The 11,769-nt window shown below is 61.1% G+C and carries 13 protein-coding genes and 1 tRNA gene; 5 read left to right on the top strand and 9 right to left on the bottom strand.

Features of this window, described 5'->3' with window-relative positions:
* The 4 genes from SGJ19_18900 to SGJ19_18885 form a co-directional block, all read right to left on the bottom strand.
* Window positions 1-241: metal ABC transporter permease (locus SGJ19_18900; protein ID MDZ4782319.1), on the bottom strand; the 241-nt coding region annotated here is incomplete at its 3' end.
* Window positions 241-1,020 carry a metal ABC transporter ATP-binding protein gene (locus SGJ19_18895; GenBank protein ID MDZ4782318.1) on the bottom strand — a complete coding sequence of 260 codons (780 nt, stop codon included), beginning with the start codon at window positions 1,018-1,020 and terminating at the stop codon, window positions 241-243. The genes SGJ19_18895 and SGJ19_18900, both read right to left, overlap by 1 nt.
* Window positions 1,013-1,528, bottom strand: coding sequence for a hypothetical protein (locus tag SGJ19_18890; protein ID MDZ4782317.1), 516 nt, complete (start codon window positions 1,526-1,528; stop codon window positions 1,013-1,015). The genes SGJ19_18895 and SGJ19_18890 overlap by 8 nt, the downstream gene beginning before the upstream one ends.
* A 58-nt stretch (window positions 1,529-1,586) precedes the next feature.
* A complete protein-coding gene (locus tag SGJ19_18885; GenBank protein ID MDZ4782316.1) occupies window positions 1,587-2,486 on the bottom strand; it encodes a zinc ABC transporter substrate-binding protein in 900 nt (299 codons plus the stop codon).
* A gap of 338 nt (window positions 2,487-2,824) precedes the next feature.
* Between SGJ19_18885 and SGJ19_18880 the strand changes: the two genes are divergently transcribed.
* The 3 genes from SGJ19_18880 to SGJ19_18870 all read left to right on the top strand — a co-directional run bounded on the left by SGJ19_18880 (window position 2,825) and on the right by SGJ19_18870 (window position 5,493).
* Entirely contained in the window at window positions 2,825-3,613 is a 789-nt protein-coding gene (locus tag SGJ19_18880) for a hypothetical protein (protein MDZ4782315.1), read from the top strand.
* 429 nt (window positions 3,614-4,042) lie between these two features.
* On the top strand, window positions 4,043-4,984 hold the full coding sequence (locus SGJ19_18875; protein MDZ4782314.1) for a PmoA family protein: 942 nt from the start codon (window positions 4,043-4,045) through the stop codon (window positions 4,982-4,984).
* A 293-nt stretch (window positions 4,985-5,277) separates the two neighbouring features.
* The gene (locus SGJ19_18870; protein ID MDZ4782313.1) at window positions 5,278-5,493 is read left to right on the top strand and encodes a carbon storage regulator; all 216 of its coding nucleotides are present in this window, start codon (window positions 5,278-5,280) and stop codon (window positions 5,491-5,493) included.
* Window positions 5,494-5,605: 112 nt separating this feature from the next.
* On the opposite strand, the gene SGJ19_18865 is transcribed toward SGJ19_18870, so the two are convergent.
* Window positions 5,606-5,821: a hypothetical protein gene (locus tag SGJ19_18865; protein MDZ4782312.1), complete on the bottom strand. Its 216-nt coding sequence runs from the start codon at window positions 5,819-5,821 to the stop codon at window positions 5,606-5,608.
* Window positions 5,822-6,274: 453 nt separating this feature from the next.
* On the opposite strand from SGJ19_18865, the gene SGJ19_18860 reads away from it, so the two are divergent.
* Window positions 6,275-6,715: a secondary thiamine-phosphate synthase enzyme YjbQ gene (locus SGJ19_18860; protein MDZ4782311.1), complete on the top strand. Its 441-nt coding sequence runs from the start codon at window positions 6,275-6,277 to the stop codon at window positions 6,713-6,715.
* Window positions 6,716-6,718: 3 nt separating this feature from the next.
* On the opposite strand, the gene SGJ19_18855 is transcribed toward SGJ19_18860, so the two are convergent.
* Entirely contained in the window at window positions 6,719-7,795 is a 1,077-nt protein-coding gene (locus SGJ19_18855) for a DNA polymerase III subunit (GenBank protein ID MDZ4782310.1), read from the bottom strand.
* Window positions 7,796-7,850: 55 nt separating this feature from the next.
* Window positions 7,851-7,937: transfer RNA gene (locus SGJ19_18850), tRNA-Ser, on the bottom strand.
* A gap of 375 nt (window positions 7,938-8,312) precedes the next feature.
* Here SGJ19_18850 and SGJ19_18845 point away from each other — a divergent pair.
* Window positions 8,313-10,523, top strand: a complete 2,211-nt coding sequence (locus SGJ19_18845) for a S8 family serine peptidase (GenBank protein ID MDZ4782309.1) — start codon at window positions 8,313-8,315, stop codon at window positions 10,521-10,523.
* Between the two features lie 90 nt (window positions 10,524-10,613).
* Here the strand turns inward: SGJ19_18845 and SGJ19_18840 are convergent, their stop codons facing one another.
* Both SGJ19_18840 and SGJ19_18835 read right to left on the bottom strand, forming a co-directional pair.
* Window positions 10,614-11,006, bottom strand: coding sequence for a 4Fe-4S binding protein (locus tag SGJ19_18840; protein ID MDZ4782308.1), 393 nt, complete (start codon window positions 11,004-11,006; stop codon window positions 10,614-10,616).
* 133 nt (window positions 11,007-11,139) lie between these two features.
* Window positions 11,140-11,607 (bottom strand): hypothetical protein, encoded by a 468-nt coding sequence (locus tag SGJ19_18835; GenBank protein ID MDZ4782307.1) that lies wholly within the window; start codon window positions 11,605-11,607, stop codon window positions 11,140-11,142.
* Window positions 11,608-11,769: the final 162 nt, after the last annotated feature.

The following is an 11,769-nucleotide window of genomic DNA, read 5'->3' as shown; positions in this document are numbered from 1 at the left end:
GGCTCGCTGCTCGCGGCGCGTTGGCAGCGTCGCCATACAAGAACTGCATGATCAGATAGCCGCCGGTCACGCCGGCCAGCATGGCGTGCGAGAGCGCGTCGCCGAGGAAGGCCATCCGCCGCAAAATCACAAAGCAACCCACGACGCCACAGACGATAGCGACGAGAGTCCCGCCCAAAAGCGCCTTCTGAAAGAAAGGCTGCGTCAGCGGTTCGATGAACAAGTTGTACAGCGTGTCCATTAGCCGCCCCTCCCTCGCTTCACAAGTTCGGTGAAGCCGCGGAGTTTGCCTTCGTAGACTTCGCTCAGCAGTTCCGGTTCCAGCACCGCCTCTGGCGGGCCGTAGGCGTAGAGCCGTTGCTTCAAGAGCACCAGCGCGTCGAAATATTCCGCGGCGGTCGCCAAATCATGATGTACTACCACGAGCGTCCGCCCTGCGGCCTTCGTGCGATCCAGCACGTCGAGAATGGCACGCTCCGTCGCGGCGTCGACCCCGGCGAACGGTTCGTCCAGCAACAAGATCTCCGCGCCTTGCGCCATGGCGCGGGCCATGAACACGCGCTGCTGCTGCCCGCCGGAGAGTTGGCCGATTTGTCGCTCGCGGAAATCGCCCATGCGGACCATGTCGAGCGCCTCGTCGGCGATGCGGCGATCTTCGCGCGTCGCGTCGCGCCACCAGGGAATGTGACCGTAGCGCCCCATCATGGCGACTTCGCGCACCGTGATCGGAAAATCCCAGTCGACCGAACCGCGCTGCGGCACGTAGGCCACGCGTCCCTTGGCCTCGTCGGCGGGCTGGCCGAAGATGCGGACCGTCCCGAAGTCAGGCTTGAGAAACCCGAGGATTGATTTGATGAGCGTCGACTTGCCGGAGCCGTTCGGTCCGATCACGCCAACCAGCGTGCCTTGGGCGATCGATACGCTCACATCCAACAGCGCCGGCGTCGGCCCATAACTGACGGTCAGGTGACTGACTTCAATCGCGGGAGTGGCGACGGGTTCTGGGAGAAGGTTAATCAAGCGTCGCCGCCGTTTCCCGGCCGTCGGCCGGCACGTCCAGGACGAAACGTGCGACGAGGCGCGACCCCGGTTCCGACCACGAGGTCTGCTCGGCAATCGGCTGCCCGTCGCGCAACACGCGCAACCGCACGGCATGCGCGCGATTGGCTTCCGCCAACGGCGGATCAGCCTCGACGAGGAACTCGTTCTTGCCGGCGGCCATCCCGGGCACGTGATCTACTTTGAGTAACTCGCCCGCGGGTGGCGCTTCCGTCGCGCTGAGCAATTCCTTGCCGTTCAACCGCACGATGACAATTGGCGGTTTCGCGCTATTCTCGACTGTCACGGCGAACGGATCGCGCTCGGCCGCAGTAAAGCTGAGCGTGACATCAACGGAGAAATCGCCCGCGGCGGCAATCGGCGCATTGGCCGTCGTCTGGGAACCGCGGGATTCGCGGCGCTCCATGAACAGCGCTAGGCCGCCGAGGATCACAAAGGAAATCGCGGCAGCCGCGATAAGCCGGTACATAAATCGCCGTTCTCGGACTGCGCCCGACCAACAAGCTGGTCGATGCGCCGTCGTGATACTATTCCTTCAACGCACGTACGATCGTGACCACGTTTTCGCGCATCATGCCAATGTAAGTCTCGCCAGCCGATCCCGGCGGGCCCATCGAATCGGAGTACAGTTCGCCGCCGACGCTCACGCCCGCTTCGCTGGCGATCTCGCGAATCAGTTTAGGATTCACGCTGGTCTCAACAAAGATGGCCTTCACGCCGAAACCGCGGATGGAATCCACGGTCGTCTTGCGCTTCGCCGGCGTTAGTCCGGCGCCGATTTCATCACCTGTCGACCAACCGACCGGCGCCGCGGATTTGAAGCCGTGCTCCGCGCAGAAATATTGAAACGCGTCGTGGCTCGTGACCAGGATTCGCTTCGACGGCGGCAAGGCGCTGACCTCGCGCTGCGTCCAAAGGTGCAACGCTCGGAGTTGATCCAAGTACAGCCTGGCGCGGGCTGTGTATTCGTCCTTGCCTTCCGGATCGATCTCAATCATCGCCTGCAGGATGTTGTTCACATAAACCGCGGCGTTGGTCACCGAAAACCAGGCGTGCGGGTCGTGGACGACCTCTTTTCCTGCGTGGAGTTGCAGCGGCTCGACTCCTTCCGTGCAGGAGACCACCTTCTTGTCGGCGGTTTCCGCCAGCACCCGCATCCAATCCTTGCCTTCCAGATGCAGACCGTTGTCGAAGCAGAGATCGGCCTTGCCGATCAACTGGGCATCGCCTGGCTTCGTTTCGTAAAGGTGCGGATCGGCGCCTGGTGAGAGGATGCCATCCACGTGGCAGCGATCGCCCACCACCTGGCGGACGAAATCGGTCACCTGCGTCGTCGAGCAGACCAGGCGGAGCTTCTCCCCCCCCTCCGCACTAGCCACAGCAGGTAAGAGGACCGCGAGGATGCCCGCCAACAACGCTGATCGCATCGAAACTAGCTCCAATGAGTGGAATGCTGACCGCACTATTGATTTTGGTCGGCAGCAATTGATTTTTTGATTACTCAAAATAATAGCTCCGTGAATGTAGGGCGTCAATAGCCGACCGAAAAACCTGTGGGAGGCGTCTGCGACGCCGATGGAGCAGCACGAGCGTGCCAATTCCGCGCTAATCGGCGCGGCGGCGCCGCACAATCGGCGTCGGAGACGCCTCCCACAGGTTTCCAATTTGCGGCCGAATCTGCGTCTCTCTTTACAGCGTTGCCGGGCTTCCGTATCCTGCCGCGCGCATGGGGGAAACTGCGCCAACTCTTATTGAGGATCGTGGCATGGATCGCCGACTCGCCGGTTTGCTCAGCCTGGGAATTTGGATTGCCGCCAGCGCCGTCGCGGTCGCAGCCGATTTCCGCATCGAGAACCAGGTGTTCGTCAACGACGAACCGGAGCCGATCAGCGAATCGACCACGCTGTTTCGTGGCGGACGCGTGTTCGATTTCCTGGGCGGCGATGGCGAAGTGGCCGTTTTCGATCCGGCCAACCAGCGCTTTGTACTGTTGGAACCGGTGCGGCGCGTGAAAACCGAAATCAAGACGACGTACATCGACGCCTGGGTCGAAGCGCTGCAAAAGAAGGCGGTCGACCACGACAACGAATTCGTGAAATTCCTGGCGAATCCGAAGTTCGACCGCCAGTTCGACCAGTCGACGGGTCAGCTCACGATGAGTTCGCCGTTCATGACCTACACCGTCGTCACGGTCGCCGCGGAGAGCGAAAAGTCGGCGCGCGAATACGCGCAATTCGCGGATGCTTATGCGCGACTGAACGCGCTGACCAACACCGTCCCGTTGCCTCCCTATCCGCGACTGGCGGTGAACGCCGTGTTGCGCGAACGCAAAGAACTACCCAAGTCCGTGGAGCGAACGACGGAACGTATCGGGCTTGGCCCGTTGCCGGATAAGAAGGTGACCATGCGGAGCGAGCACAAAATCGCCTGGCAGTTGATCTCGAGCGACATCAAGCGGATCGACCGCGCCGCGGAGCAACTCGCCACGTTCACGCAGATTCCGCTGGAGGCGTATCGTTCCTCGACCGCGGAACCGCCGACGGTCAAGCGGTAAGCGACGTCGTCTCCGAGGGTTCACCAAGGAGGCACGGAGACGAGGAGGAGAGATGTTTTGGCACGGTCTCCCGACCATTGGTATCTACACAGCTCGGAAGGAACCACGAAAAGCACGAAAGGCACGAAAGTTTGGGATGTTTGACAAACTTGCGGCGGCCATTTGAAGGCAGATCGCCTAGCCGACGTCCCTTTGGCACTTCCAGCGCAATCCAATACTCGACAAGACTTTTGTGCCTTTCGTGTTTTTCGTGGTTACTTCCGGATGCCCGGAAAAAGTTGTGTAGATAACAATGGTCGGGAGATCGTGCCACAACAGAGGGACGAAGGAGGCGGAGGGGCGGGGCAGGTTGGCTTGCTGCTGGCATCGGGCGGCTATGGGGCTTACCATGACGGGGTCGATTCGCGCCCCTGTGTTGGAGAAGCTTCCATGAGACGGTTGACCGTCACACTGTTGATGCTGTTCTTTGCGCCCGGTTTGGCGCGTTCGGCCGAGTTTACGCTCGAACAGCAGGAGGGCGGCGTCCGCGTCTTACTCGACGGGGAGCTGTTCACCGAATACCTCACGAGCGCCGGTCCCAAGCCGTATCTGTGGCCGATTATCGGGCCGAGCGGTAAGGCCATGACACGGGCCTATCCGATGAAGGAGGTCGCGGGCGAGGCGACCGATCATCCCCATCACCGTTCATTGTGGTTCACGCATGGCGCGGTGAACGGCGTCGATTTCTGGCTGGAGGGCGAAAAAGGCGGCAAGATTGTGCATCGGGAGTTTTCCTCTTTGACCGCGGATCCGAATGCCAGCTTCGTGGCGAAGAACGACTGGATGGGCCCCGATGGCAAGAAGGTTTGCTCGGACGAACGCCGGTTGGCATTCTCCACTGTGGGCGATAGCCGCGTGATCGATTTCGATCTCAAGCTGATCGCTTCGGAAGGTCCAGTCACCTTGGGCGATACCAAGGAAGGCAGCTTCGGCGTGCGCGTGCCAACTTCAATGGACGTGGATCAAAAGGAAGGACGGCCCGGCGGGAAGATCATCAACAGCGCGGGGCAAACCAATGCCGGCGCATGGGGTAAGCCTGCCGCCTGGGTCGACTATCACGGACCCGTCGAAGGTGAGACGCTGGGCGTCGCGATCCTGAATCACCCGGCCAGCTTCCGCTATCCGACGCATTGGCACGTGCGAACATACGGCCTGTTCGCGGCGAATCCATTCGGGCTGCACGAGTTCCACGAATCGGATCAATACGATGGAACCCATCACATCGAAGCGAACGGTTCGATTACTCTGCGGTATCGCGTAATCTTCCATCGCGGCGACGAGCAACAGGGGAAGATCGCCGAGGCATTCGAGACGTACTCGCGCGAACCTTAGCGAATTCTGATGGTGATCGTGCGATCGGCGCGGTGATGTGCCGTTACAGCACGCGCGCGGTTCCCCCACAGGTGGCCCAATCGCCCATTTGGGTCCAATCTATTTTGCCTAAGCTGCCGATAGCATCTCTATCGCAGCTCTTCCCGGCCTCACGCAGTTTACGCAATCGCTCGTGATGGAGCCACGTCATCGAGCCGGCGCTGGAGTCGCGTTCAATCAACAAAATGATTGACATTCGTTCACTGAACTGATATACATATCGCAGTCAACATCATCGTACACGGAGGTCGCTCATGCTGGTACTTTCACGGAAGGAACGCCAACGGATTCGGCTCGGCGATTCCATCGTCGTCACCGTGGTTCGCGTGTCCGGCGACAAGGTGCGCCTGGGAATCGAGGCCCCGGCCGACGTGCTGGTGCTCCGGGATGAATTGGAGCCGTTCACTGTCGTGAGCGATGAAGATTTGACCGTCGAAGTCACGATTCCCCAGCACAAGGCGTCCGCCTAAGGGCGGGCCTGGGTCGCTGCGGAAGTCGTCTGCGCAACGAAAAACGGGGCGCAATCCAGATCGCCTATCCAGGCGATAACAGGATTGCGCCCCGTTTGGTGCGCTACAACGCTTACTCGCGGGGACGGACGGCACCGGTCAAGCCGGAGTAGTCCGATCGGTCCTCAGGATGCCAGAGGGGCTCGCCGCGTAACACGCGCTTGGCCAACGCTTCCAGCTTCTCATTGGACCCCGCCGGTGCGTCGGTGGGGCTAAAGTTGTCCGACTCGCGAGGGGCGAAGTCTTCATCATGGCCAAACTCCAGAATGGCCTCAAACACATTCCTCATGTCGCGTTTCTCCCAACAAACCCGAGTTTTCAAAAAACAACAACGCCGCCGTTCGGCAGATCAACTTGAGCGTCCAAGCGACCCTAGGCCCGCATGAACGTCGAGAATCAGGGGCCTCTTTCCGTTGGCCCGCTTTGCCGCAGTCCTCAATTGGCCCGCACGGGCGAGCAACTATGAGGAATCAGGTGGGGGCGGCGATTCATTCGTGAAGCGTTGTATTATTGTCATGAAAACGGGCGAGTCAAGCATATCCTGAAAAAAATCCGTAACCAAATAGCCTTAAAATATACAGGTTTTGCCGAGGGAAACGGCCTGTTCGTCTACCAAGTGTCGTGCGGCAATTACCGCGCGTGGGGGGTGCGCAATATCTCTTGGAGCGAACGTTGAATCGCGTAAACCCAGGTGTCGAACCGAATTCCATGGCCGACCATCCGCTGATGGTATACTCAGCCCATGGCCTGGCACCAAATGACGTTGCGTCTACGACCTTGCAGCCGCGGCTTCCATCTGATCACGGACGAAGTCGTGGCCGCGTTTCCTGCGCTGAGGCGAATTCAGGCTGGGTTGCTGCACGTCTTTATTCAGCACACTTCGGCGTCGCTCGTGATCAGCGAGAATGCCGACCCCGATGTGCCGGCGGACTTGGAGAGATCGTTCAACGCCTTGGCGCCGGAAGACTTTCCGTACGCACATACCTGCGAAGGCCCCGACGACATGCCAGCGCATGTGAAGTCATGCCTGTTGGGCAGTTCCCTGACGATTCCGGTCGCCGCGGGAAAACTTTGCCTGGGCACGTGGCAGGGCATTTATCTCTGCGAGCATCGCGACCGGGCCGGCGGACGTTCGCTCGTGCTGACGCTGCACGGCGCCGCCGACGAGAAACCGGCACATTGATCGCTACGCCGCCGGCAACTCGCGCCAGCCGTGACGATCGAGGATGCGCGCCAAGTCGTCCAGCCAGCACTCAATGAGCGTCGCCTGATTGGCGTTGTGCTCGACGTGTTCGACGGCGGCCAGCGTGCGCTCCAGCGCGGCTTCCAAACCTGGGACTTCCACCGGTTGCGCCAGACGCCGCTCGATTGCCTGGGCAAGCGCGCTTTCGTGTGCGTCGTCGGCACGGCACGCGCCGCGTAGGCAACCGGTGTAAAACTCCACGGCGAATTCCAGCACCTGCCGCGCGCGGATGCGTTTCTCAGACGCCTCTTTGCCTGCCGCATCGACGAAGGCCGTCACCGCGACGGCCACTTCGCGACTGGCGAGCGGCGCGCGCGACAGTCCTGAGATCAATTGGCCGCGAAACGCCCAGAGTTCCGCGTCCGCCATTTCAATTGCCTTGGCCACGCTACCTTGGCTCAGGGCCGCCCAGCCCAGCGCAGTTTCGTGATCGCTCACGACGCCCTGGCGTTCTAAGATCGTGGCGACTTGCTGGCTTTCCAAGGGGCGGAAACGGACAAGTTGCGCGCGCGAACGAATTGTCGGCAATTGGCGTTCGGCGGAGGTCCCGAGCAGAATGATCACGGAGCGCGGCGGCGGTTCTTCCAGCGTTTTCAGCAGGCAGTTGGCTCCTTCGGTGTTGAGATCGTCGGCGTCGTCGATGATCGCCACGCGCCGCCCGCCCATGAACGGCTTGAGGGCGATGTCGTGACAAAGTCCGGTGCGCATCCGCGTTTCCCCTTCGCCGATCAACAGCGCCAGGGGCAGTTCGCTCTTCCCTTCAGGCTTGGCGACACGTAACAGATCCGGATGCGCGCCAGCGAGCACCTGGCGGCAACTATCGCATTGCTCGCACGGATCGAGCTGCTCGACCGGCCGCGCCATACACAGCAACGCTTGCGCGAACTTCTCGGCGAAGGTCCGTTTTCCTACGCCGGACGGCCCGACGAACAGAAACGTGCTGGCGAGACGTCCGCGCCCTAGTGCCGCGCGGAATTGCGTCACCAAATTGTCGTGCCCTTCGATTCCGTGCCAAGCCATGAAGAAAACGCCAGAGCGGCAGGCCCAATTGCCAAGGAGAAGGACTAAGCCGAGGCGGATGGGGAGGGATTCGAACCCCCGGTAGGCTTTCGCCTACAGCGGTTTTCAAGACCGCCGCATTAGACCACTCTGCCACCCATCCCATGTCGCTGCGCGGCTATGCTGCCGCTCGCGACGACAATTCTAGCAAACGATGTCGGACAAGGAACGGTCCGGCGTGGTTCCATGACCGTGGCGAACTTGTCGCTGGACTTATTCGGACGGAACCACGTCAGGGTTTTCGCTCGCTGCGCGCGATTCGCAGCCGAGGAGCGGAACTAAACCTGGCGGGCTCACGTCAAACTCGGGGGAATCGTTACGCCCCGCGTAACCCGCCGACCACTCGGGACGCCCCGCCGGATAGTGTTTTCGCGCCCCTTCCCGTCGAATTTCGACTCGATCAGAAATAAAGTTGCCCAGTTTGACTGGTCGGTTTATTCTGGAAGGCCGCAACCCGTTTTTTCGGAGTCATGGGCATATGCCGCGCCACCGTCGCAATTGGAACTTGGAAACCCTGGAAAGCCGACAGTTGTTGTCGGTCACCCCGTCTGCTGGGGGAGTGCCGGCGCCGGAGTGGTTCGCCGCCGCCCCAGCGCCCCTGGAATTCTCGAACGTCCCCACAGCGAACTTGCCTTCGCTGACGACGTTCGACTGGCGCGGGGAGACGATTCAAGCCCGCCGGGGCGAATGGCTGGTGCAATTCAACGATCAGGCGGTTGCACAGATGCAAAACGCCTTGGACGCCTCGCAATTCATCGCCGAGGCGCCGTTCGACGTGCGCGTCTCGCAGGGCGTCGGTCTGCCGGGGATGGTGCTATTGAAAATGTCGGGCTCGCCGGAGAGCGCCGTCGAATGGCTCGGCAGTTTGGGGAATGTCGCCTTCTTCGAACCCAACGCCACGCGCCAGTTATTCATTGAAGAACCCAATGATCCGGGCTACGAGTTCGACTACGCCTTGGACAACGAGGGATTCTTCCCTGGCTCAGTCGCCGATGCGGACATGGATGCGCTCGAAGCCTGGGACATCACAACGGGTGATCGGGATACGATTGTCGCCGTGATGGACACCGGCGTGAACTACTTGCACGAGGATCTGGCCGCCAATATGTGGGTCAACCCGGGCGAGATTCCCGGCAACGAGCGAGACGACGACGGCAACGGCTTCATTGACGATATTCATGGCTACGACTTCGGCGAGCGCGACGCCGATCCGATGGACGAAGCGGGTCACGGCACTGCGGTGGCGGGGACGATCGGCGCCGTGGGCAACAATGGCGTCGGCACCGTAGGGATCAACTGGTCGACGCAGATCATGGCGTTGAAGATCGCGGCAGCCGACGGCAGCCTGGACAACGCCGCGATCGTCGAGGCGGTCAACTACGCCACAATGATGCGGTTGCGCGGCACGAATGTGCGCGTGTCCAATCATAGCTATGGCGGCGGGCCGCCCAGCGAAGCGGACCGCACGTCGATCGAAGCGCACCGCGATGCCAACATTTTGTATGTCGCGGCGGCCGGTAACGGCGGCTTCGACGGCATCGGCGACAGCAACGATCGCGCGCCGGATTACCCCGCCAGCTACCCCTATGACAACATCATCGCGGTGGCCGCGACAGACGCGGCGGACAACATCGCTTCCTTTTCCAACTACGGCATCAACAACGTCGATATCGGCGCGCCGGGTGTCGATATCATGACCACGATGGTCGAAGGCGGCTACGGCTACATCAACGGCACGTCGTTCTCTTCTCCATACACCGCTGGCGTTGCGGCACTGGTGGGGGCGCACGCGCCGACTGCCACGTACGGCGAGATTCGGCAGGCCATCTTGGAAGGCGTCGATCGAATTCCGTCGTTGAACGGCAAGGTCTTCACGGGCGGACGCTTGAACGCGCGCGGCGCGCTCGAAGCGATCGAGCGGATCAAGCCGCCCGTCGCCTTGGTGTCGGGCAACGGCGTTGCGATCAACGATGGCGACGTGACGCCTCAGGTGGCGGACAACACCGACTTCGGCAGCATCAGTGCCGCCAACGGTCGCAAAGTAAACACCTTCGTGCTGGCGAACCAGGGCGGCGTGCCGCTGGAACTGAGCGGCATCCTGGGCGTCCAAGTCTCTGGCACGCACGCCGACGATTTCCGTCTGACGGCGATTCCCTCGGACGTCGTGCTTGGCGCCCAATCAACGCAATTCTCGTTGACCTTTGATCCCAGCGCCCCGGGATTGCGGACCGCGATCGTGTCGATCGAGTTTGAATCCGGCGCGACCTACGAATACGCCATCCAGGGCACCGGATTAGCGCCGCCCCCGCCGTGGCAGAATCCGCGCGATAAGTACGACGTCAACAACGACCTGAAGGTCTCCGGACTTGACGTGCTGTTGATCGTCAACGAGTTGAATCGCTCGGGCCCGCATCCATTGCCGGCGCCGGGGCCGGGGAATTCGCCGCCGCCGTACTACGATGTCAGCGGCGATGGAAATGTCTCGGCGGTGGACATTGTGCAGATCATCAACTTCATCAACTCGCGTCCGTCGGCCACGACGGCCAGCAATGCCATCGCAGCTACGGACCACGTGTTGGAAACCGTCACGGCCGATCGTTCGCAGGACGTGCTGTTCACGCCGGTCTCCGACCTGGCGTTGGGCGAGCTGGCGAATGGCTTAGCGAAACGCAATTCGCGCCGCATTTGAGGACGAATTCAACGAGCAAGGCCGCGACAAGTTTCCTTGTCGCGGCCTTTTTTGTTTTCCAGCTGAGTTCCGCGTCCGCCAGCAATCCGATCAGGCGCCTGCTCGCAGTTCCGCGAGGTGTTGCGCGGTGCCGACCAACTCGTCCCAGTGCTCGTGGATATAGGCCGGCGGGCCGCCGATCTGGGCCACGACTTGCGCGACGGTTTCCGTCGGCACCATTTCGATCGCGTTCCAAGGGCAAACGGTCAGTTCGTACGGATTCGTTTTCTTCTGCGGGATATGCACGCAGACTTCGCAGCCGACGCAGCGCTCCAGGTCGATCTGGCAGAAGCTCTGCATGTTGGGCATGCCGTCGAATTGCTGGATCTTGATGATGCAATCGACCGGGCAGACCTCGAGGCAGGCCTCGCAGCCGGTGCAATTGTCGGCGTTGATCACCGCCAACTCTTTGGGAACCTTCTTGCGCGGCCCTTGCTTGGCCATGGGTCGACCCTTGCTGCGAACTCACGGAGGGCAAAACGCCGGGCGGACGCCGACATTGTGAAAATTATAACACAGTCGGCGGCGACGAAGAGGGCCGATGGCGTCGGAATTCGCTCGGACGGCCGGGGCCAGGTCAGCCTTCACCACCATCGTCTTCGCAGAAGGCGATCTGGATCAAATTCGTCTCCCGGCGGTCGTGCTCGTCCAGCTTATCCAGGAAGGCGAGCAGGGCCGGATTGGCATGCGACAGCGTTTCGTCTGCCAATTCGTCCACTTGGGGCTGGCAAATTGGCAAGCCGGCCAACTGGCGACGAAAAACTTCATGGTCCGCCCGCAGCCGGACAATTTGATCCGCCAGATGCGGTTTTTCCTCGACGACGGCCTGCATATAGCCGCCGGATTCTTCCAATTCCATCAGGCGGAGCAGGTGCCTTTGGAGCGATTCGGCGATGAATCGCACGCTGGAGAGCTTGCGGTCCGCCCCGACGCTGTCCAGATCCCAATGGACGGTGACGCGAAGGGCCTGCTTGACGTACTCCAGCGTCCGGTGCTCCAGCAGGGTTTGCGCGGCGATGGTCCGCGCGTCCAATGCGGTTTGCATAGCGATTCCCCTCATTCACGAGGCGTTCGGCGTCCCTGGCACTTGCATCATAAGTCAAACGAAAACGAAATTGCAATCCTTGGTACCCATAACGGGGGATATTTAATCTTGCCTCAATTGTCTCGTCGGCGCCCGACAGATTCCGGTCGCCCTGCGTAATAC

It is taken from the genome of Planctomycetia bacterium (genome assembly GCA_034440135.1).
GTDB lineage: Bacteria > Planctomycetota > Planctomycetia > Pirellulales > JALHLM01 > JALHLM01.
Note: the sequence above shows the minus strand (reverse complement) of the source record. Positions and strands in the feature narration are given on the sequence as shown.

Coding starts and splice junctions, on each gene's coding strand:
- SGJ19_18885 (MDZ4782316.1), bottom strand. CDS start 2,486: ATGCGATCAGCGTTGTTGGCGGGCATCCTCGCGGTCCTCTTACCTGCT.
- SGJ19_18840 (MDZ4782308.1), bottom strand. CDS start 11,006: ATGGCCAAGCAAGGGCCGCGCAAGAAGGTTCCCAAAGAGTTGGCGGTG.
- SGJ19_18890 (MDZ4782317.1), bottom strand. CDS start 1,528: ATGTACCGGCTTATCGCGGCTGCCGCGATTTCCTTTGTGATCCTCGGC.
- SGJ19_18860 (MDZ4782311.1), top strand. CDS start 6,275: ATGGCCTGGCACCAAATGACGTTGCGTCTACGACCTTGCAGCCGCGGC.
- SGJ19_18845 (MDZ4782309.1), top strand. CDS start 8,313: ATGCCGCGCCACCGTCGCAATTGGAACTTGGAAACCCTGGAAAGCCGA.
- SGJ19_18865 (MDZ4782312.1), bottom strand. CDS start 5,821: ATGAGGAATGTGTTTGAGGCCATTCTGGAGTTTGGCCATGATGAAGAC.
- SGJ19_18880 (MDZ4782315.1), top strand. CDS start 2,825: ATGGATCGCCGACTCGCCGGTTTGCTCAGCCTGGGAATTTGGATTGCC.
- SGJ19_18875 (MDZ4782314.1), top strand. CDS start 4,043: ATGAGACGGTTGACCGTCACACTGTTGATGCTGTTCTTTGCGCCCGGT.
- SGJ19_18855 (MDZ4782310.1), bottom strand. CDS start 7,795: ATGGCTTGGCACGGAATCGAAGGGCACGACAATTTGGTGACGCAATTC.
- SGJ19_18870 (MDZ4782313.1), top strand. CDS start 5,278: ATGCTGGTACTTTCACGGAAGGAACGCCAACGGATTCGGCTCGGCGAT.
- SGJ19_18835 (MDZ4782307.1), bottom strand. CDS start 11,607: ATGCAAACCGCATTGGACGCGCGGACCATCGCCGCGCAAACCCTGCTG.